At 35.9% G+C, this 21,226-nt stretch carries 18 protein-coding genes; 15 read left to right on the top strand and 3 right to left on the bottom strand.

Annotation, left to right across the window (positions count from 1 at the left end; genetic code table 11):
* The first annotated feature begins 505 nt into the window (after nucleotides 1–505).
* The 14 genes from GYV61_RS05420 to scrK all read left to right on the top strand — a co-directional run bounded on the left by GYV61_RS05420 (nucleotide 506) and on the right by scrK (nucleotide 16,154).
* Complete coding sequence (locus GYV61_RS05420) at nucleotides 506–2,110, top strand: ABC transporter ATP-binding protein (RefSeq protein WP_174795063.1); 1,605 nt, start codon at nucleotides 506–508, stop codon at nucleotides 2,108–2,110.
* A 128-nt stretch (nucleotides 2,111–2,238) separates the two neighbouring features.
* Nucleotides 2,239–3,426 carry an MFS transporter gene (locus GYV61_RS05415; protein ID WP_174795062.1) on the top strand — a complete coding sequence of 396 codons (1,188 nt, stop codon included), beginning with the start codon at nucleotides 2,239–2,241 and terminating at the stop codon, nucleotides 3,424–3,426.
* Between the two features lie 116 nt (nucleotides 3,427–3,542).
* On the top strand, nucleotides 3,543–3,947 hold the full coding sequence (locus tag GYV61_RS05410; RefSeq protein WP_174795061.1) for a DUF1934 family protein: 405 nt from the start codon (nucleotides 3,543–3,545) through the stop codon (nucleotides 3,945–3,947).
* 47 nt (nucleotides 3,948–3,994) lie between these two features.
* Nucleotides 3,995–4,549: a DNA-directed RNA polymerase subunit delta gene (gene rpoE / locus GYV61_RS05405; RefSeq protein ID WP_174795060.1), complete on the top strand. Its 555-nt coding sequence runs from the start codon at nucleotides 3,995–3,997 to the stop codon at nucleotides 4,547–4,549.
* Between the two features lie 126 nt (nucleotides 4,550–4,675).
* Entirely contained in the window at nucleotides 4,676–6,295 is a 1,620-nt protein-coding gene (locus tag GYV61_RS05400; protein WP_122026405.1) for a CTP synthase, read from the top strand.
* A gap of 129 nt (nucleotides 6,296–6,424) precedes the next feature.
* A complete protein-coding gene (locus GYV61_RS05395) occupies nucleotides 6,425–7,699 on the top strand; it encodes a UDP-N-acetylglucosamine 1-carboxyvinyltransferase (RefSeq protein WP_174795059.1) in 1,275 nt (424 codons plus the stop codon).
* A gap of 282 nt (nucleotides 7,700–7,981) precedes the next feature.
* Entirely contained in the window at nucleotides 7,982–10,720 is a 2,739-nt protein-coding gene (locus GYV61_RS05390) for a sigma 54-interacting transcriptional regulator (protein WP_174795058.1), read from the top strand.
* A 126-nt stretch (nucleotides 10,721–10,846) separates the two neighbouring features.
* Nucleotides 10,847–11,620: a PTS mannose/fructose/sorbose/N-acetylgalactosamine transporter subunit IIC gene (locus GYV61_RS05385; protein WP_109586665.1), complete on the top strand. Its 774-nt coding sequence runs from the start codon at nucleotides 10,847–10,849 to the stop codon at nucleotides 11,618–11,620.
* On the top strand, nucleotides 11,613–12,401 hold the full coding sequence (locus GYV61_RS05380; RefSeq protein WP_223902064.1) for a PTS system mannose/fructose/sorbose family transporter subunit IID: 789 nt from the start codon (nucleotides 11,613–11,615) through the stop codon (nucleotides 12,399–12,401). Before GYV61_RS05385 ends, GYV61_RS05380 begins: the two co-directional genes overlap by 8 nt.
* An 11-nt stretch (nucleotides 12,402–12,412) precedes the next feature.
* The gene (locus GYV61_RS05375) at nucleotides 12,413–12,901 is read left to right on the top strand and encodes a PTS sugar transporter subunit IIB (RefSeq protein WP_174795056.1); all 489 of its coding nucleotides are present in this window, start codon (nucleotides 12,413–12,415) and stop codon (nucleotides 12,899–12,901) included.
* A gap of 16 nt (nucleotides 12,902–12,917) precedes the next feature.
* Complete coding sequence (locus GYV61_RS05370) at nucleotides 12,918–13,328, top strand: PTS sugar transporter subunit IIA (RefSeq protein WP_174795055.1); 411 nt, start codon at nucleotides 12,918–12,920, stop codon at nucleotides 13,326–13,328.
* A gap of 16 nt (nucleotides 13,329–13,344) precedes the next feature.
* Complete coding sequence (locus tag GYV61_RS05365; protein WP_174795054.1) at nucleotides 13,345–14,754, top strand: GH32 C-terminal domain-containing protein; 1,410 nt, start codon at nucleotides 13,345–13,347, stop codon at nucleotides 14,752–14,754.
* Between the two features lie 15 nt (nucleotides 14,755–14,769).
* Nucleotides 14,770–15,147 (top strand): VOC family protein, encoded by a 378-nt coding sequence (locus tag GYV61_RS05360; RefSeq protein WP_174795053.1) that lies wholly within the window; start codon nucleotides 14,770–14,772, stop codon nucleotides 15,145–15,147.
* A 134-nt stretch (nucleotides 15,148–15,281) separates the two neighbouring features.
* Nucleotides 15,282–16,154, top strand: coding sequence for a fructokinase ScrK (gene scrK, locus GYV61_RS05355; RefSeq protein WP_174795052.1), 873 nt, complete (start codon nucleotides 15,282–15,284; stop codon nucleotides 16,152–16,154).
* Nucleotides 16,155–16,368: 214 nt separating this feature from the next.
* Here the strand turns inward: scrK and GYV61_RS05350 are convergent, their stop codons facing one another.
* Nucleotides 16,369–17,784: a C69 family dipeptidase gene (locus GYV61_RS05350; RefSeq protein WP_174795051.1), complete on the bottom strand. Its 1,416-nt coding sequence runs from the start codon at nucleotides 17,782–17,784 to the stop codon at nucleotides 16,369–16,371.
* Between the two features lie 545 nt (nucleotides 17,785–18,329).
* On the opposite strand from GYV61_RS05350, the gene GYV61_RS05345 reads away from it, so the two are divergent.
* Entirely contained in the window at nucleotides 18,330–19,208 is an 879-nt protein-coding gene (locus tag GYV61_RS05345; protein ID WP_238786755.1) for a phosphotransferase, read from the top strand.
* Nucleotides 19,209–19,286: 78 nt separating this feature from the next.
* On the opposite strand, the gene GYV61_RS05340 is transcribed toward GYV61_RS05345, so the two are convergent.
* Nucleotides 19,287–20,600 (bottom strand): nucleobase:cation symporter-2 family protein, encoded by a 1,314-nt coding sequence (locus GYV61_RS05340; protein ID WP_174795050.1) that lies wholly within the window; start codon nucleotides 20,598–20,600, stop codon nucleotides 19,287–19,289.
* Nucleotides 20,600–21,178: a xanthine phosphoribosyltransferase gene (locus tag GYV61_RS05335; RefSeq protein ID WP_174795049.1), complete on the bottom strand. Its 579-nt coding sequence runs from the start codon at nucleotides 21,176–21,178 to the stop codon at nucleotides 20,600–20,602. The genes GYV61_RS05340 and GYV61_RS05335 overlap by 1 nt, the downstream gene beginning before the upstream one ends.
* Between the last annotated feature and the right edge of the window lie 48 nt (nucleotides 21,179–21,226).

Genomic DNA, 21,226 nt, shown 5'->3' with positions numbered 1-21,226 from the left:
TTTTTAGTAGCGATAACATAAAGGTATGTATTTATTAATCTAAATTAAAAGGAGAGAATATAATGGATTTGTTAAGAAATGTAATCATTATAATTACTGATTTATAATAAATAAAATTAAATTTTTAAAACATATTGTAATTCTTTTGTTTTAAGTTAATTGGTTAAATAATTATAGGAGTTAAAGCTGTTATTTGTAATTGTCATTAAGTTGACCGTTTTAATAATAAGCATTTAGCTCTTTTTATTTTATTCACATTTCTTAAGTTATTCTAATATTTTAGATTTATTTTTTTAAAACTGCTGTTTCCTATGAGTACATGATTTCCAAACCTAAAAGAGTTCCAAAAGTTCATTAACTTTCGGAGCTCTTTATGTTTCCTAGCATTTTTTACAAAAATAATTTATTATTAAATTATTATGTTAAAATGAAGCAAAAGTAGTTTTTAATAAAAATATTTAATTTTTGTTTTAGACACAAGGCTTTGTGCCAGGAGAAAAATCTTATGAAAAATTTGTTTAAATACGTTAAACAAGAACCGGCAAAAGTAACTTTGGTAGTAATTCTCCAACTGATTTGCTCAGCTTTTCGGGTTCTTAATTCACTAATTAATGTTTTCATTTTAAATAGCTTAATTAAACTTGATTTTCAGGCTTTTTTTAAATACATTTTGCTCAATATCTTATTGTTTTTGGTAATGACTGTATTCTTAATTAGTGAACAAGTATTGAGCGTAAAAACGGTGCAGTTTCTTAGCTTAAGGTTACGTCAGGATATTATTGAACACATAGAAGATTATTCGGTTTCCAAGTTTGAAAAACATGATACTGGAGTTTACACATCATGGCTAACTAATGACATGAATTTAGTTGAAGAAAATGGTTTTACAAATTTATTTTCAATGGTACAAATTTTTGGTGATTCCATTTTTTCTCTAATTGCATTGATAAAATTTAATTGGACTTTTCTGCCTCTGGTAGCCATTTTGACCCTTTTTACTTTGGGATTACCTCAGCTTGTGCGAAAGAAAGTCGCCAGCAGCAACTTCACTACTAGTAAGGAAAATGAAAAAGTGGTTAATGTAATTAATGATTGTTTGCAAGGGTTTGCTACTTATAATATTTTCACTGCGGAACAGCAAATAGAAAAGCGTATTACCGATGCTATAAAAAAATTAATTGGCGCGAAAGTACGACAAGCAAAGTACAGTTCATATAATGGCAGTATAGCTGGGGCCAGCAATGTTATCAGTCAAGTAGCTATTCAAGCTTGGACAGGTTTTCTGATTTTAGAAAAGCAGGTAACTATTGGGGTAATTAATTCATCTACTTCGCTTGCCTTTAATGTTTTTAATTCATTAGCGGTTATTGCACCGATATTGACTGAATTGCAGGCACTCAATCCGATTTTTAGCAAATATCAATTAGACGAACCACTTAAGTCTCATACTCAAGGCGGTAGTAAAATTGCTGACATTAATATTACAGCTAAAAATTTACAAATTACTTATCATCCAGGTAAGCCAGTATTTAAAAAGCCACTCAACTTTACCATTCATGATGGTCAAAAAATTGCTGTTGATGGAGAATCAGGTAGTGGTAAGAGTACGCTATTAAAAATTTTAGCTGGTAGGTTGACCGACTATACAGGTGATCTTCAAATAGACCAAACTGAGATTAGAAACATTGATAATAATGCATTACGGTCTAACATAGTTTACATTGATCAAACAGCATATCTTTTTAATGATACAGTGCGCTATAATCTGGAACTTGGCCAGCATTTTACTGACGAAGAAATAAAATCTGCATTGGAAAAGGCTGATCTATGGGATTTTGTCAGCACTTTGCCGCAAAAATTAGATACCCCAGTTGGCGAAGGTGGCGCTAGTTTATCTGGTGGGCAAAAGCAACGTTTGGCTTTAGCTCGAGGATTGTTACGCAATCGTAAGTTATTCTTACTGGATGAATCGACTAGCAGCTTAGATAAAGCTGGAGCTATCAAAGTTGAAAATGACTTTTTAAATCAGCCCAAAATTACTGTTGTGTTTGTCAGTCATCAATTACATGAAGAAAATAAAGATAAGTTTGACCAAATCATAACTGTTTAACTTATTAAAAGTAACTCTTTTGTAAATCTAACTTAAATATGACTTGAAACATTTAAAGAACAAACGATTATTTATTTTAAACACTTTTTTAAAACGATATTAACAAGCTAAGCTTTAGAGGAAAAATCATGTTAGAAAAAAGACCGTACTTACTTTCCCGATTAGTCAGTGGTTTAGGCAACTCACTTTTTGGTATGGTATTTATTTGGTGGATCCAAATACAATCTAAGAGTTCATCTGTTGTTGGTATTACCAATGCCATTTTCACAATAACTGCAGCCCTTTCTATTTTTTATGGGCCATTCATTGACAATCATTCTTTCAAGAAAACCAGTATTTATTCAATGGTGATCCAAGTAGTCCTACTTTTTATGTTAACGGCCACAATGATTTACTTTAGTAAATATTACGCTTTTGCCATTATTATTGCCGGGCTTCTGTCCATTTGTGATGAGTTTTTTGGTCCTGCTGATCGGGCTATTTTAAAAGAATCTGTGTTAGACGAAAGCGAAATGACCAGTATCATTTCCCAGATTAATATTGTTGATCAGCTGGTCAATGTTGGTGGTACTGCACTTTCTGGCGCATTACTGGCCTTTTTGTCAAGTGGAGATATTATTTTAGCTTGTTCATGCTTAAGCTTGCTCGGACTTTTATTACTAATTAGAGCTCTAAGAAATATTCCTGTTCACAATGTAGTTAAAGAAAAAGAGAATAAAGATGAAGGCTTAACAAAATATTGGCAAAAAATTCTCAACGGATACCGTTACATAAAGGGAAACAGCTTTTTGTTTCACTATCTTTGGTCCAGCGTACTATATTCATTTGCACAACCTGCACTGATCTTGATTTTGCCTCGTATAGCCGCAAAGGCAGGACAACCTGCACTTTATAGCACTTTTTACATTTGTATACTGGTAGGAATAATTCTTGGTGCTGTCATCGGTGGCAAAATGAAAGCCAAAATTAAAACAATTGGTTGGGCCTGGATTATTAGCGCTATACCTATCATTATTATGCTCTTTTTCCTAAAGAATATGGTTATGCTTTGTATCCTGCTTTTCCTGTTTGGCCCTGCAACCAGTATTCATAATGTCCTTGAAGAATCTATTATTCAAACTTCGACTTCTGATAATTACTTAGGACGAGTTTTGACGACTATCAGGACGTTTGCCAATATTGGTGGACCGATTTCGTCAGTTGTTGCCGGAGTAATTCTTGATCATCTTGGTGAAAAATTTATTGTTGTTATTAGTACAAGCCTAATTATAATTGGTGGTATTAATATTTTGCTGTCAGCACCTAAAAAAAACTAATTAGTGGTGTTAAAAAATAATTTGTTTTATAATATTTTCTGCTAAAATTAAGAAGGATGTTAAATTATATTAGCTAATCGTGATGGTTGGCTTTTTTATTACAAAGAATCAGATAGATGACTAAAGTAAAAATTGATTTTACTAGTAGAATAACTCAAGGAAAAGAAAGCGAAACTTTTACTAAGAAATGCCAAGGAGAACTAATTGAATCAGGTGAAACTACCAGAGTTTCATACTTGGAAGATGGCCAGGTACCGGTTAAAATACTGATTAGAGAAAATAATGTGATTATTAGGCGTGGCAGTGACCAGAATAATTACTCGCAGTTACATTTTATAGTTGGCGAACGTAAAGATTGTCGCTATGTGGCACAAGGCTATCAAATGGATCTGCAAAGTACAACTGAATTTATTAAATTTTTTTCTAAAAATAATAATTCCCATGAACTTCAGATTGAATATAACCTTTACAGTGGTCTATACTTAATAGGTAATTATACCGTCACATTGATTTTTACATGAACGCCTAGTAAAATAAAAAAGACTGTTTAAAAGAGAGGAATACAATTGTGGGATTAAACGACTTTAAAAATAAAAATCGCAATGAATTATCAATGATTGAAGTTGCTCGCGCAATTTTAGAGGATAACAATAAGAGAATGGCTTTTGCAGATATTGTTAACGCTGTGCAAAAGTACTTAGGTGTGAGCGATGAAGAAATAAGGGAACGTTTGCCCCAATTCTATACTGACATGAACACCGATGGTGAATTTATTTCAATGGGTGAAAATGTGTGGGCTCTTCGTTCATGGTTCCCGTATGAATCTGTAGATGAAGAGGTTAACCATCCTGAAGATGAGGATGAAGAAGATACTCGGACTCACCATAAGAAAGTTAATGCCTTTTTGGCAAGTGCTACTGGCAGCGATGATATCATTGATTATGACAATGATGATCCAGAAGATGAGGATCTGGATGCCACTGCTGATGATGAGCCTGATGACTTTGATGATGACGATGATTATGTCAATACTGATGATGACGATGATGAAGACTTACCGGATGGTATTGAAGGTCAGTTATCAGAATTAAACGATGATGACGACGAAGATGACAATGAATAATTTTCTTGACTTTGCGTCCTAAAATAGATAGTATTTTATTTGGGCACGTTATGTGCGTTTAAGCTCCCGTGAGGGAGCTTTTTTATTTTTTGATTATTCTTATTTTTTGCAAAGGAGTTTGGGCTAATGACAAAATATATCTTCGTTACTGGCGGTGTTGTTTCTTCACTGGGTAAGGGAATTACCGCTTCTAGCTTAGGTCGATTATTAAAAAACCGCGGTTTAAAGGTGACAATGCAAAAGTTTGATCCCTACATTAACATTGACCCCGGAACAATGAATCCTTATCAACACGGGGAAGTGTTTGTCACTGATGATGGTACTGAGGCGGACCTTGATTTAGGACACTATGAAAGAATAGTTGACGTACGCACCAGCAAATATTCAAATGTTACTACCGGTAAAATTTATAAAGAAGTACTGGAAAAAGAGCGGCGTGGGGACTATCACGGTGCCACTGTCCAGGTCATCCCCCATATCACTGATATGATTAAGCAAAAAATTATGCGTGCAGGTCTTACTACTGATTCAGACGTTGTTATTTCAGAAATTGGCGGTACGGTTGGTGATATTGAATCTACTCCTTTTATGGAAGCTATCAGACAGATGCGCCGTGAAGTGGGTGAAGAAAATGTAATGTACATTCATTGTACGCTAGTACCTTATTTACATGCGGCACAAGAAATGAAAACTAAGCCTACCCAACATTCTGTCGCTGAACTGCGCAGTATTGGCATTCAGCCTAATATGCTGGTGTTACGTGCTGAAATGCCAATTGATCAGGAACATAAGGATAAAATTTCCAATTTTACTGATGTGCCGGTTGACCGTATTATTGAATCAATTAATGCGCCATCGCTTTTTGACTTGCCGTTAGCTTTCCAAAAACAGGGAATGGATCAAAAGGTCTGTGATTTTCTCCATATCAAGAGTCCTAAGGATGAAGCTGATATGGCTGAATGGCAAAGGCTTGATGAACGGGTTAAAAATTTACAACACACTACCACGATTACTCTTGTTGGTAAGTATGTTGAACTTGAGGATGCATACATTTCTGTTACTGATGCGCTAAAGCATGCTGGTTACGCCTACAATACTGATGTCAAAATTAATAAGGTGCAAGCAGAAGATGTGACCGAAGATAATATTGCCGACTTTATGAAAGGATCCGATGGTTTAATCGTTCCTGGTGGCTTTGGTTCACGTGGTTTTGAGGGAATGATTACAGCAATTAAGTATGCCCGTGAAAATGATATTCCGTTTTTAGGAGTTTGCCTGGGAATGCAAATGGCGACTGTCGAATTTGCGCGTGACGTTTTAGGATATAAGGATGCTAATACCACCGAAGCAGATCCTAAGACTAAGCATAATGTAATTGACATTATGGCAGATAAGCGTGACGAAGAAAATATTGGCGGAACCTTGCGTTTAGGTCTTTACCCAGCAACCTTGAAGAAGGGAACAAAGACAGCTGCTGCGTATGATAATCAAGATGTCATTCAGGAGCGTCACCGTCACCGTTACGAGTTCAATAATGAATATCGTGAAGCATTTGAAAAAGCAGGAATGACTTTTGCTGGAGTATCACCAGATAACCACTTAGTTGAAATTATTGAATTAACTAAAAACAAATTCTTCATTGCTGCACAATATCACCCTGAATTTTTGAGTAGACCGCAAAGGCCGGAAGGATTGTATAAAGCATTTATAGGTGCTGCATGTGGTCTTCCTGAAGAAAAGCTTTAATTGGCAAAGTTGAATAATACAAAAACCAGATTTTTGGGTGAGGGAAGGCAAAGGTCTTCTCTTGTTTTTTCTGTTAAATTCCTATAACATTATTATGACTAAACGAAATAGAAAAGGATTTTTTCGCCAATGAAGCAAATGATAATTCATGGTGGAAAGCCCCTGCAGGGTGATGTCTGGATTGGTGGTGCCAAAAATTCAACGGTCGCATTAATTCCAGCATCTATATTGTCGCGTACACCAGTAACTTTGGAAGGTGTTCCAAAGATTGCAGATGTTGACAACTTAATGGATCTGCTCAGTGAAATGGATGTTGTGAGTGATTTTCACAATACAACATTGCGTATCAATCCAGAACACATTAAGATGAGCCCATTGCCAAGTGGTAAAATCAAGAGTTTGCGTGCATCTTATTATTTTATGGGTGCCCTTCTTGGTCGTTTTGGTAAGGCTGTTGTGGGCTTCCCTGGTGGAGATGATATTGGTCCCCGCCCCATAGATCAACATATAAAGGGGTTTGAAGCCTTAGGCGCATGTGTAAAAAATGAGAATGATCAAATAAAAATTACTTCCCCTGCAGAAGGGCTCCATGGTGCTACTATTCATTTAGCAATGCCTTCTGTAGGCGCAACAATGAATATAATTATGGCATCAGTAACCGCTAAGGGACAAACTATTATTGATAATGCTGCTAAAGAACCTGAAATAATTGACTTGGCTACGTTTTTAAATAATATGGGAGCAATTATCAGGGGTGCCGGAACGGATTCGATTAGGATTGAAGGAGTTAAGCAGCTGCAAGCTAAAACCCCTCATACAATAATTCCTGATCGAATTGAAGCGGGCACTTATATTTCCCTTGCCGGTTGCATTGGCAATGGCATCTGCATTCATAATATTATTGAGGAGCACCTTGATTCTTATTTAGCCAAGGTGGAAGAAATGGGTGTAGTAATTGATGCAACTGAAGATTCCCTTTATGTTTATCCTGCTGGCGATTTAAAAATGACACAAATTCGCACGTCTTCTTATCCGGGATTTGCGACAGATTTGCAGCAGCCGGTGACTCCGCTTCTGCTTTCTGCCAAGTCCGGTGAAGGCGTGATTATTGACCAGATTTATCCTAAAAGAATCGGTCACATTGAGCAGTTGCGTAAAATGGGTGCGGACATTAAAGTGGAAGATAATATTATTTTGATTCATCCAACTGCTAAACTTCATGGTACGAATGTTTCAGCTGGTGAAATTCGTGCAGGAGCCTGCTTAATGATAGCTGGTTTGATGGCAGATGGCGAGACTGTAATTGACAATGCTGATAATATTCTCCGTGGTTATGATCGCGTGCAAGAAAAACTCCGCCTACTTGGTGCGGATGTAAAAATCCAGGATGCACTTAATGAATAAAATTTTAATAAATCAATTGTAATAAAAGACTTGGAGTTTGACTGCTCAAGTCTTTTTTGTGTTCTCACACTAGTTCAAGTTTCTTCACACTAAAAAATTCAGAAAAAATTATTTTTTAGCCTTTGATCATTCAAAATCAGTTAAGGCAAACAAAAGATTTCGTATTAGCGACAATTCACAGTTTTCTGAGGTAAAAAAGCTCTGAATAGTTGAAAAATATAGTTTACAATGACGTTTGAAGGTGTTTGCGGTTTAACAAATTGTTTAAATATAGAGGTCAACATGCTAAAAGATGAAATTTTACGTTATTTGGATGCTAAAACCAAAACAATAGATTTGAAAGAATTAAATGCAGATTTAACAGCTGGTGGTGTTGCCAAGGCTTTGAATGCAAAGCGTAATACGGTTAGTTTGTACTTAAATCAACTAACAAAAGAACATAAATTGGTAAAAATTGAAACTCGACCTGTGCATTTTATTCATAAGGCAGAATTTGAAAGGAATAATTTTCGTCTCAAAAACAATATTTATCAATCCGTAGCGAAAATAGAGCAAGAAAATAATAATAAAGATGTTTTAAAAAGACTAACACAAATAAATCCCAGTCTGAAAGAAAGTGTTGAAAGAGTGCGAGCAGCTGTTTTATATCCAAATGGTGGGTTGCCTTTGCTTATAACTGGGGAAAGTGGAACAGGCAAAAGTTATTTAGTTAGTTTAATCAATCAATTTTGTCGTACACAAAAGCTCATTAAGCCAAATGCCCCGTTTATTACTGTTAATTGCGCTCAGTATGCAGATAACCCAGAATTATTAACCAGTAATTTATTTGGTTATAAAAAAGGTGCTTTTACAGGAGCAGATTTTGATCATGAAGGTGCTTTCGTGGAAGCCGATGGTGGTATTCTCTTTTTAGATGAGGTTCATAGGCTGGGTTCAAAGGGACAAGAAAAGCTATTTACGTATCTTGACCAGGGAATTGTATATCCGGTTGGTGAAACGCAAAAAGGCAAAAAAGTGAATGTCAGATTATGCTTTGCTACCACGGCAGACCTGGATACTAATTTTTTGACTACTTTTATGCGCCGAATTCCAGTCAAAATTACTTTGCCACCTCTAAGGCAAAGAAGCAGGGAGGAACGACAAAATCTAGTTTTTACTTTGCTTAAAAATGAACAGAAAAAAATTGGTAAAACGCTAAATGTAAGTAGTCAGGTTTTGAAAATGCTTGCTAATTATGAACCCACTGGAAATATTGGTGACTTAAAGAATGCAATTAAGCTGACGATTGCAAGAGCCAATGCAGAAAATAAAAATGAAAAAGAAATATCAATTACTGCTTCATTTTTACCTGATGAGGTTTTGAGTAACAGTAAAATTGATACCTATCATTCACAAAGAAATTCAATTGTAATTAATAATGACACTGAATTGGAAGATCTAATAGCACGTAATACACCTGAAAAACAAGTTTTTCTAAAAAGTTTAAAAAGAATATTATCGACTTATGTGCAAAGTAATCATGATTTACATCAATGTGAATCAAAACTGAAACAGGTTGTTTATCAGCTATTCGATACATTGCTTTTTGAAAAAGATAATAGTAAACAAATACCTTTTTTATCTTATGTAATTGAAAGTGTTAAAAGACTTTTTGATCAGTTAAAAAATGCATATCAATTGAAAATTAGTGGCAATGCCATTTATGCGGTTAGCTATTATCTATTTGAAAGACAAAAAATTCGCTTAGATAATACAGAATTGAAGGATATGCAGGATTTGAGTGATCTTAATAAGGATGTACAGCAGAGATATTCTGACGTTTATCAATATGTTAATCGCTTGATAACTCTGATTAAGGATAATCTTGACATTGACCTAAACGAAATTGACTACGTTTTACTAACTATCTATTTGAACAAATTAGAAATAATTACTAAAACGGGTTTAATTAAAGCAATTGTCATTGCACACGGTTATGCTACAGCGGGAAGCATTGTGAATGTTGTTAACAGATTACTTAATACACACACTCTAGATGCATTTGATATGCCAATTAACGTTAGCACGCAACAAATAGCTAACCAAATAATTGACTACAGTGAGAACAATGACATTTCCCATGGATTAATTATTTTAGTAGATATGGGATCGTTAAAAGAAATAGAAAAACTCTTTCCCCGTCAAATAAACGCTCCAATTTTACTTATGAACAATGTTTCTACTCCACTAGCATTGGAAGTAGGAGAGAGTGTTTTAAAAAAGCGCAGTTTTAGAGAAATAAGTGAAAATTCCAGAAAAATAAGTCAACTGGATATTAAATTAACCTACCCAGAAAGAAATAAAGTTAAGGCCATTTTAACAACTTGTTATTCAGGAATAGGAACTGCAACTCACGTAGCTCGATTGCTAGAACGATGCTTGCCACCTACTAAGAAAATCAAAATTATTCCTTATGATTTTCAAGCTTTGCAAGACACTCATAAAGTTCAGGTAATTAAAAGAATGTACGATGTCGTGGGAATCATAGGCACTGAAGATCCCCAAATTGAAGGAATTGATTTCATTCTTTTGGAAAAAATATTATCTGATAAGGGAACTGAAAAATTTAAGGAATGGCTTGCAGGTTCATTTTCAAATGATAAAATTAGCGGTATTTCAAATAATTTAGTCAAAAACTTTTCCTTAGAACAAACAATCAACATGGTTACTATCTTGGATCCAACAAAGGTAATAGAAAATATTACTATTTTTATCCAAGAACTGGAAAGGAAATTTTCCTTTTCACTATCAAACCAAAAGAAGTTTACTTTATATGTTCATGTTAGCTATTTGATTGAACGCTTAATAAGGAAGGAAGAAAATAATTTAAATCCGGAGTTTGAAGAACAATTTGCAAAGGAGCATGGTCAAGACCTTGAAAAAATAAATTCAGCATTCGGTGTGATAAAGGACAATTATAGTGTGAAAATTCCCAGGTCAGAGTTAATTTATGTTGATCAAATAATTTTTAACAGACAATAAAACCAAGTGACAACTGCATTATTAAGTAGTTCTTTTTTTTCTTGCAATCTTGGCATAGTTATTGCTAAGTAACTTTTGAAGTGAAGTAAGTTTAATTGTTTACTATTTTTCAAGAAGGAGAGAAAAATGCTATTACGTAATATTTTAATCGTAATATACGGTTTTATAATTAACTTTGATAAGGAGGGGCCTAAGCTTGGAATTTCTCAACCAGTTGTTGCTGGTTTAATTGCAGGTTTGATTATGGGTAATGTAGAAACAGGACTCTATATCGGTGGTACCTTGCAGTTAATGACACTTGGAATTACAAGTTTCGGTGGCGCCTCTGTCCCTGACTATCAGACGGCAGCCTTAATTGGTACTTACTTGGCGATTGCCACAAAGCAGTCTGCTGCGATTGGTATCACACTTGCGATTCCAATTGCTTTGCTGATTGTCCAGGTTGATGTTTTAAAATGGTCAGCAAATATTTTCTGTCAACAGAAGGCTGAAAAGTATGCCGATCAGGGAAATTACCACATGATTAACTGGATGCAGTATCTTGCTACATTGTTTACCAGTTTTGTTTCCGGTATTCCCGTTCTTTTAACAGTAATTTTAGGGCCTAAGATTGTTGGTAGCTTCATTAACTATATTCCTGCTTGGCTTTCAGGTGGTCTTAAGACCGCTGCAGGAATACTACCAGCAGTTGGTATTGGAATGCTATTGCAATATTTACCAACTAGAGATTACTTCTCATATTTGATTATTGGCTTTGTTTTAGCAATTTATTTAAAGATGCCGATTATCGGTATTTCCTTAATTGGTTTTGCTATCGCGTTAATCCTATATAAAAATCAATCAAAAAAGCAAAACACAACTGAGGAAACTGTAAATGGGGGAGCTAACGAAGATGAGTAAAATGAAAAATATTTATAGAAAAGTAATGAATCGTTGGATTATATTTGGCGCAACTTCATTAAACTATGAAAAATATGAAGGTTTAGGGTACACATATGCTATGTTGCCTTTCATTGAAGAAAATTATCAAGATGATTCAGAGGGTAAGAAGACTGCTATTAAAACCCAGTTGCAATTCTTTAATACTACTCCATATACAGCACCATTTATTATGGGTGTTGACGTAGGTATGGAAGAAAAAGGTAAAACTGAATCTCTTGAAGCGGTTAGTGCTTTAAAGACTGGATTAATGGGACCTTTGGCTGGTATAGGAGACAGTTTGTTTGTCACTATTCCCTGGACAATTTTTGGAGCCATTGCTGCCAACATGGCGTTACACGGCAATCCTTTTGGTTGTATTATGTGGATCGTTGCTTCAATTCTTTTACGACTAACAGCTTATCCACTATTTAACGTAGGGTATAGATCTGGAACCAAGATGCTTTCCTCATTAAATACCACTTTAAAAGCCCTGACTAACGCCGCATCTGTGTTGGGACTGATGGTTGTGGGTGCTTTGGCTGCAACTATGGTTAAGGTCAATTTGGCATTTACTTTTAAGCAGGGAAAACTGACAATGACTGGAAACAGCATACTAGATCAGATTATGCCTGGATTGTTACCTGCAGCTGTTGTTGCTCTGATATATTACCTGCTTGGTAAAAAGGTAAAACCTCTTTACGTAATTCTAATTGTATTGGTTGTTTCTATAGCGTTGAATGCTATGCATGTTTTAGCATAGAGGTAAGCAAGATGACAGAAAGCATGGAAGGAATTATTCACGTAAGAATTGATGATCGGATGATTCATGGGCAAGTGGCTACTCAGTGGAGTGGTCGATTGAATGCCACAAGAATCATGGTAATTAACGATAGTATTGTAAATGACGATATGCGTAAAACGGTTGTGCGACTTGCTGCACCTGCTAACGTTAGTACGTCAATTTTAGGCAGACAGAAGGCTTTATCTAATATCAAAAGTGGAAAATACAAGGGACAACGTGTTTTACTGATTTGTGTGTCCCCAATGGATGTCAATTATTTAATTGATAATGGTTTGCCTATTAAGTCTGTAAATGTTGGTAATTTGGCACAAAGAGATGGAACAGAACGTATACGTCCTTCGGTTAATGTAACTCCAGAAGAAAAAGAGGCATTTAAAAAATTAATAGGCCGCGGAGTTGAAGTCACTGTAATACCTACACCACAGAGTCCTACCGTTTATTTAAAAGATTATATTTAAAAAGGATTTGAATTTAATGTTTAACGTTATCATTGCTACACATGGTAATCTTGCTACCGAGTTTGAAAAAGTATTAAAATCCTTTTTTGGCAAAATAGATCATTTAAAAGCCATCAATTTAGGTGATCAGGGGATAAACATTTTTTCCAAAAAAATAGATCAAGTTATTGTACCCTGCTTAAATGAACCCACAATCATATTTTGTGACATTGCAGGGGGAACCCCTTTTAATGAATTAGCCAAAAGAAGTATAAATTGGCAAAATCAATTTGCATTATTTGGTGGGGTGAACCTGCCAGTACTGGTGGAAACATTAAATATGCGGATGCAGGGAAAAAGCATAAACGAAGTTATTGAAAAAATAACTGCCATGTCTGCCTTAATCAGGTTTAATATGAAAAATGCTAAAAAGGCTGAAGACGAATAGAGGAAAATTATTAGATATGCAAAAAATATTTTATAAACCAGAAGATCGTTGGTTTGGCGATTGTATGCCGTTCTTTAATGAAGAAGATCAAACTTTTTACTTGTTCCACCAAAGAGACACACGCAAGCCTGAACCTTTAACTGATCCATTTGGCTGGTCACTCGTAACTACTAAAGATTTTGTGAATTTTAAGGATTATGGTGAGGTTTTACCTAAAGGTCCTCATGATGCTATAGATCAGTTTATATATGCTGGTAGTGTCACACAAGGAAAAGATGACAAAATAGCTTTTTATACAGGGCATAACCGTCAGGCAAAGTTAGCTAAAAAAACTTCAGAAATTTTAATGTCTGCTACTAGTAAAGATTTAATTCATTGGAATAAAATTGGCCAGGCCAGTAGTTTAGTACCACAAAAGGGTTATGATCATAATGATTGGCGTGATCCAGTTGTAGTTTACTCTAAGAAAAGGCACTCATACATTTTAGTTTTAGGTGCAAGACTTCCAAGTGATAAAAAGAAACCAACGGGAAGATTAGTATACTTTGAATCTCCGGATATGAAAAACTGGACTTTTAAAGGAGATTTTTGGACACCTAATGAGTTTAATATGATAGAAATGCCAGATTTGTTTGAAATAGGAGAAAATTGGTATCTTTTATTTTCAGAGTACTCAGAGGACAAGCGGACAAAATATAGAATTAGTAATGATTTATTTGGCAACTGGCACTCATTAAATGATGAATTTTTTGATGGCAAGGCATATTATGCTGCCAGATCAGTTGGTAATGAAAAAGCAGGTCGATATTTGAGTGGTTGGGTAGCAACAAAAGAGAACAATGATGATCTCGGTAATTGGGATTGGGGTGGCGCTTTTGTTCCTCATCAGATTGTTCAAAGAAAAGATAAGACACTGGGTGTAACCTTGCCACAAACAATAATTGACAATTTTGCAAAAGTTGAAACAATTCCATCTTTTGAAATTGGAGAAGCCAACGGTAAAAAAGAGCATACTGTAATTAATGAAGTTCCGGAACAATTCTTAGTTGAAGCACAGCTCGAAGTAACAGATGATACTAAAGAATTTGGCATAAAGGCTTTTGTTAACGATGAAACCAGAGAGGGCTATCAATATAAAGTTTCTAAACCTGAACATGCACTTAAATTTTCCAGAACTCCTAATTATCCGTGGCCACAATATTTTGATGCTGGTTTAGAGCGACCACTCTCACTTGAAAAAGGTAAAAGATATGATATTAAGTTGATTGTTGATGCTAGTATTATCATAATCTATATTAACAATATTGCTTTAAGTGCTAGAATGTATCATAAAACAGGAAGAGAATTCAGCTTTTTTGTAAATGAAGGCAAAATTGCTGTTTCTAATGTTAAGTATTACACTGAATGGCAAGATACTGTCAGATAAGTTTGAGGTAACAAAATGATTTTTAATGGCTTGCAACATGTAGGCATTCCAACAAAAAAGTTTGCTGAAAGTGGAGATTTTTATCAAAGCTTAGGCTTTAAGTTGGTTAATACTGAAAATAATCAAGGTAGTCGAGTAGGATTTTACCAGTTAGGATCATTAATGCTGGAAAGTTGGGAATCTCCTCAAGAAGCTCCAGGGAAAGTAGGAGCAATTAATCATATTGCACTTGATACCAACGATATAAATCGTGCATTTGCCGAAGTTAAAAAATTAAATGTACAGTTTGTTGAAAATGGAATTCAAAGTTTGCCTTATTGGGAAAATGGTATTAAGTATTTTAACTTCTACGGACCAAATAAAGAAATATTTGAAGTCTGCCAGAAGCTGTAATAATATTCGGTTTTTGCCTGCTAAATAGTTAAAATATTATTTGGCAGGCTTTTATTTAAGAAAATTTTTTCGGATCTAGATTGAGGGTTATAATAAATAATATCTAAATAAACAAAATAATTAAGGAGTTATAAATGCTATTAGGTTCAATAGAAGCTGGCGGTACCAAGTTTGTTTGTGCAGTCGGCAATGAAAATTATCAAATTAAAGATCAAACAACTTTTCCTACCACGACACCGGAAGAAACTTTACAGAAGACAGTAGATTACTTTAAGCAATTTGCAGTAGATGCCATTGGAATTGCGTCTTTTGGACCGATTGAGGTGCGGAAAACAGCACCTAATTATGGCTTTATCACTGATACACCCAAAAAGGGATGGAACAATACTGACTTTGTCGGATTTTTGACTAAAACAATTAAAGTCCCAGTTTTCTTTACTACTGATGTTAATGGTTCGGCTTTTGGCGAATATGTAATGTCACAGTTGTCAAATGAAGATGTTGACTCTCTTGTTTACTATACAATCGGTACTGGAGTAGGTGGCGGAGCTATTATTAATGGTAAATTGGTAGGCTCTTTAGGCCACCCTGAAATGGGTCACGTAAAAGTTAAACGTCATCCAGATGACTTGGATTTTACCGGAATTTGTCCTTTTCATAAAGATTGCCTGGAAGGTTTAGTTTCAGGTCCTACTTTTGAAGCTCGCCTTAATAAAGCCGGTAAAGATGTGCCGCTTTCAGATCCTGTTTGGGATATTATGAGTTACTATGTAGCTCAGGCTGCCTTGCAAGTCAGCTTAATTTTACGTCCTGACAAAATTGTTTTTGGCGGCGGTGTTACTAGTGAAAAGTTTCTAGAAAAAGTGCGGCGTGATTTTGCGACATTATTAAATAATTATGTCCACGTTCCACCATTAGAGCAATACATCACTATGCCGGAAATCAGTAATAATGGTTCTGCCACAGTCGGTGATTTTGCTTTGGCAAAACGGTTATTGAGAGAATAATTTATAGAATAAAAATATGATCTAACCTCCAAATTTAGGACAAATTTGGGGGTATTATTGTGGCTAAATTATCTATGCGAGATAAAATTTAAATCTTTCACCTATGGCATGATTATTAAACAACTCTATTTAAATCTTTCTACAATAAAAGCCACTGATATCTTATTAATGTCAGTGGCTTTTAAAGTGTCTATTTTACTATAATTTCAGAATTTTAATCTAACAAGTCAAACTTAAGTGTTGCCAGGTTATGGCCTTCATTGACCATGTTACCCAGCAGTTCAATTGTGTTGTCGTAAACTTGATCAGCCATCTTTTGGTTGGCTGCGGTTAACAGGTCTTCAGCTTCTTTGCCTGATAGACCTGCAACTTTTTTATCAGTTTCGTGTTGAATGAAGTGACATTGGGCTAATGATTTTTGCTCAAAGTCATTTTCTAGTTCACCGTATACTTTAAAGTTAGTATCACCCAGTTGTGCTGTTAATTTGTTCAACCAGAAAATCTTGTTCAAATCGAACTTTGGACCAGTCTGGAAACTAGCTGGTGTGTCATTAACGTTGGTATAGAATGGGACGAAGCTGTTAAAGGTATTTGGACCAAAGCAAAGCCATTGCACGCCAGCAATTTCTTCAGGGACGTCATTTCTAACTTGCAAGATATGAGTTTCGAAGTTGCGATTAAGGGCAATTGGACGGAAGGTCTTCTTTTGCTCAGGTGTACCCTGATCGCCATAAGGATCAAATGGCGTATCTTGATAGTGAGAACTCTCGATAAAACAAATGTCCTCGATACTAATCTTACGGTTTGCGTGGCAAATGAATGGTTGATCTTGATCACTTGGTTTGCCACCAAATTCTGGATCAAAGTAATTGTGAACAAACCAGGCACGAGGATTGTTGTAGTGGGCATCTTTGATAGTTGAGCTACCAAAGATGTGCCGCATATTGTAACCTTCGCGGTCAGGATTTAAGTGGTATTCCTTAATCAAGTCTTCTAAGGTATCATCGGCTAAGAAGCCATCTTTACCAAAATGGAATTCATCAATATTTAAACGGTTAGGAGCAACGACATAGGCGTCATCAGGAATACGACGTGCAATCCAGTGGTGGCCACCAATAGTTTCCAGGTACCAAACTTCATCGTGGTCGGCAAAAGCCATACCGTTCATTTCGTAAGTACCATATTTTTCCAGCAAATAACCAATGCGCTTAACGCCATCAAGGGCGCTGTGGATATAAGGCAATGTTAGAGTAACAAAGTCTTCTTCACCAAGTCCACCCTCAGTAACCAGTGGATCAATCCCTTGAATACGTGCGTTAGTGGTAATAGTTTCAGTAGCAGTCATTGCTACGTTTTCTGAGTTAATTCCGGCTGCACCCCAGATGCCGCTTTCGCCAGAGACATCAGGTGCACTGGTATAACGTAAAGGCTTTTCCGCTAAGTCTTCATCATCAATCTTTTGGTGACTAATAACACTTTCATAATGCTTTGGTTGTTTTTCCGGTGTAATAAGTTCAAAACCTTCAGGAATTATTTCACGGCCACCGTCTTCACTTCTGGCAATCATAGCTGAACCGTCAATGGTGGCATTTTTACCGACAAGAATAGTCGTACATTCTGCTTTTTTCATCTTATCTGTCCTTTCAAATTACTTAATCTATATTGTATTAAAAAAGGCGGGGTGTTTGCAAAAAAATGAGTAAACTTAAACCTAAATTATTATTACTTTTACGAAGTTGGGATTTTAACTAAATTCTGATTTATGATTGGCAAAAAATGTAAAAGATGCTTTACTAAAAATGTCAAATAAGTTTGACGGGAGAGTGAACTAGTGAAAAATAGAATTGCTCAATTGCGTAAAAAGCAGAGGTACTTACAGGCTCAATTCGCCGCAGCCGCTCATGTTATGTTACTCGGCAAACAACCAACGCCATTGAAAATGATAAGTATGGCCCATCATTAGGATTAGCTTTTCACTTGGCGCAGATATGAGGGGTAACGGTTGACGAATTATTCTTATATGAAGGCGAGAATTAAAATAATTAATACTAAGAAAAACATAATTTAGGGTGCATTTTCATACTGCTACCTTGATTAGCAAGAAAATCAGTAAATTATTTTTGTGCTATATCGCTGTGGCATTGTCCGCGTTGATGAAATGAGAGAAATAAGCTGATGACTATAGAAAATATTTTACAAGAAAAATTGCAAGCTGGCTTAACAAAGATCACACACGAGTCACAAAACAGCACTTTTGTTGGTAATAGTGCAAAATATGAGCAAAAAATTTTTGTCAAAGTCTTTGCACAAGCAGGAAAATTTTTAACTGAAAAAGCTGTTAACGAGCAACTAAATACTCGGGTATTAGACTCTTTTGTTGTCAAACAAACGCAACAATTTGTTTTGGTCATGAAAGATTTAGCGCCTTCTGATATTAAAGAAGAAATCACTCCTGATATGGCATTTAACATGGGCATAGAATTGTCTCACTTCCATCAAAAAGTCAAACCTTTTTCAGGCATATACCTAAATAATCAACTATTCAATAAGGCAAAACGCGACATTGATAACTTAAATAAACCTGAAATCAAAAACAAGCTGCTGAAATTGCTGGCACAGTTTACAGCCGAAAGAGCAGGTATTGAAAAAGATTTAGCAGTTCATGCAAATACTGTTTTACACGGGGATGTCGGCTTGCGCAATTATAAAATCGTTGCCGGTCATCTTAGTTTAATTGATTTTGAACGAGCACGCATGGGAGTAAATTTTCAAGACTTCATTAAGCTTTTTTACCAGGACTTTGGTTTAAATAAAGAATTGATCGTTTCTTTTGTCAAAGGATATGAAAAGTGTGGTGAAAAAATTGCAGTCACTCCAGTGACACAGGTCTTTCTCATTTTTATCACTGCTATTGGAATTATGAAGTATACAGAAAAGATTGTGGATAAGCCATTTGAGAAAATTGGAGAACAAATGCTTGCAACTTGCACTTCATTTCTGAATACAGGGAGTTCGGAGGAGAAATTAACCAACATGAATGCTATTATTCTCTAAAAATAAAAAAGCATCTTCACGCAAGAAGATACTTTTTTGGGGTAAATAGAATTGTCTCAAGGGTAAAGACAATTTCATTTACGTGATATTTGCAGTTTGAGTATTTTGTTTTTCTTTTCTATCACCTCCTTTAAGTAAAAAGTTTAAAATTGTTGCGGATAAGCTAGTAATAACGATGCCGTTGCTTAAAAACAATTGCACAGTAGCCGGTAGATTTTTGAAAAATTGGGGATAAATAGTAACACCGAGTCCCAGTCCAATTGAGATAGCAATAATTAAGACATTGTTATTGTCACTTAAATCAACTTTGGCCAGTGTCTTGATACCTTGAACTGCAATCATAGTGAACATTACGAGCATTGCACCGCCCAACACTGGCGTTGGAATGATAGTTACCATTGCGCCAATTTTAGGCAACAATCCCATAGCCATTAGGAGACCACCGGCCCAGTATATCGGACGTTTGGTTTTAATACCCGATAATTGTAAAAGACCGACATTCTGGGAAAAAGTGGTATAAGGAAAAGCATTGAATAAACCACCAAAAATCTGCGCGATACCTTCTGCGCGGTAACCCTTTTTCAAATCTTCTTCAGTGACGTCATGGTGTAAGAGGTCACCGATGGCGAAGAATACGCCGGTTGATTCGACCATCGAGACTAAAGCTATGATGATCATGGTCAGACTGGAAGACCATTCAAATTTTGGCACTCCGAAGTAAAAGAGTTGAGGTAGGTGGAACCAAGATGCTTCCATGACAGGAGTGAAGGAAACGAGGCCCATGCAAGCGGCAATACCAGTTCCGGCAACAAGACCGATTAAAACAGAAATTGACCTGATAAAACCTTTAGTCCAAATTTCTAATGCCAAGATGATAAACATCGTGCAAAAGGCTAGAAACAGGTTTTGACCACTGCCAAAACTTTTAGCAGCTGAATTGCCACCACCCATGTTTTGAATTGCGACCGGAACAAGGGTTAATCCAATAGTAGTAATTAACGTGCCGGTGACGACAGGCGGAAAGAATTTTTTGATTTTAGCAAAAACACCTGAGATTAAAACCACGAAAATGCCGGCAACAATAATGGCACCGTACATGTCGTTGATTGAAAATTTCTGTCCAATCATTTGCAAGGGGGCAACTGCTTGAATGGCGCAGCCTAAAATGACTGGAAAGCCAATACCAAAGTACTTGTTGCGCATTAATTGTAATAGCGTAGCTAGGCCACACATGAAAATGTCAATTGAAACAAGGTAGGTCATTTGTGCAGGAGAAAATTTTAATGCATTACCAATTAACAGAGGTACCGCAACAGCACCGGAATACATTGCTAACAGGTGCTGCAAACCTAAAACAGCTGCTTTTTGCTGACTAACTTCTTTTTCTGCCATTAGTTTTCTCCCACAAAATGTACTTGATTGTTAGCTAAACTAGCGATTTCTGCCAATGCTTCAAGGCGATAGCCGTGTTCTTTAAGCCAGTCGCTGCCACCTTGGAAAGTTTTTGCGACTACGATACCGACGCCAGCTACTTCAGCTCCAGCTTGATTAGCAATATTAATCATGCCTTTAACTGCTTCACCGTTTGCCAGAAAGTCATCAATAATTAACAAGTGATCATCTTTGTGCAAGAATTTTTGTTCAACACAAATTTGATTAGTGACTTTCTTGGTGTAGGAATAAACATCTGCCCAATAGACAGCATCATTAAGTGTAGCTGGCTTTTTCTTGCGGGCAAAGACCATTGGCACATGTAATTCATAGGCTGCCATTACTCCAGGGGCAATTCCGGAAGCTTCACAGGTCAACACCTTTGTGACACCACTATCCTTAAATAGCCGACTAAATTCTTCTCCGACTTTCTTCATTAGTTCGGGATCTACCTGATGATTTAAAAACGAGTTGATTTTTAAAACATTACCTGGTAAAACTTCTCCGTCACTGCGAATCCGGTCTTCTAATAATTTCACTTTTTCCTCCTTCAAGACAAAAAGGGCTTTTTCTACCAAAACTATGGT

The organism is Lactobacillus melliventris (genome assembly GCF_013346935.1).
Taxonomy (GTDB): domain Bacteria; phylum Bacillota; class Bacilli; order Lactobacillales; family Lactobacillaceae; genus Lactobacillus.
This window is presented reverse-complemented; position numbering and strand designations above follow the sequence as displayed.

Coding starts and splice junctions, on each gene's coding strand:
- GYV61_RS05420 (WP_174795063.1), top strand. CDS start 506: ATGAAAAATTTGTTTAAATACGTTAAACAAGAACCGGCAAAAGTAACT.
- GYV61_RS05415 (WP_174795062.1), top strand. CDS start 2,239: ATGTTAGAAAAAAGACCGTACTTACTTTCCCGATTAGTCAGTGGTTTA.
- GYV61_RS05410 (WP_174795061.1), top strand. CDS start 3,543: ATGACTAAAGTAAAAATTGATTTTACTAGTAGAATAACTCAAGGAAAA.
- GYV61_RS05400 (WP_122026405.1), top strand. CDS start 4,676: ATGACAAAATATATCTTCGTTACTGGCGGTGTTGTTTCTTCACTGGGT.
- GYV61_RS05395 (WP_174795059.1), top strand. CDS start 6,425: ATGAAGCAAATGATAATTCATGGTGGAAAGCCCCTGCAGGGTGATGTC.
- GYV61_RS05390 (WP_174795058.1), top strand. CDS start 7,982: ATGCTAAAAGATGAAATTTTACGTTATTTGGATGCTAAAACCAAAACA.
- GYV61_RS05385 (WP_109586665.1), top strand. CDS start 10,847: ATGCTATTACGTAATATTTTAATCGTAATATACGGTTTTATAATTAAC.
- GYV61_RS05380 (WP_223902064.1), top strand. CDS start 11,613: ATGAGTAAAATGAAAAATATTTATAGAAAAGTAATGAATCGTTGGATT.
- GYV61_RS05375 (WP_174795056.1), top strand. CDS start 12,413: ATGACAGAAAGCATGGAAGGAATTATTCACGTAAGAATTGATGATCGG.
- GYV61_RS05370 (WP_174795055.1), top strand. CDS start 12,918: ATGTTTAACGTTATCATTGCTACACATGGTAATCTTGCTACCGAGTTT.
- GYV61_RS05365 (WP_174795054.1), top strand. CDS start 13,345: ATGCAAAAAATATTTTATAAACCAGAAGATCGTTGGTTTGGCGATTGT.
- GYV61_RS05360 (WP_174795053.1), top strand. CDS start 14,770: ATGATTTTTAATGGCTTGCAACATGTAGGCATTCCAACAAAAAAGTTT.
- scrK (WP_174795052.1), top strand. CDS start 15,282: ATGCTATTAGGTTCAATAGAAGCTGGCGGTACCAAGTTTGTTTGTGCA.
- GYV61_RS05350 (WP_174795051.1), bottom strand. CDS start 17,784: ATGAAAAAAGCAGAATGTACGACTATTCTTGTCGGTAAAAATGCCACC.
- GYV61_RS05345 (WP_238786755.1), top strand. CDS start 18,330: ATGACTATAGAAAATATTTTACAAGAAAAATTGCAAGCTGGCTTAACA.
- GYV61_RS05340 (WP_174795050.1), bottom strand. CDS start 20,600: ATGGCAGAAAAAGAAGTTAGTCAGCAAAAAGCAGCTGTTTTAGGTTTG.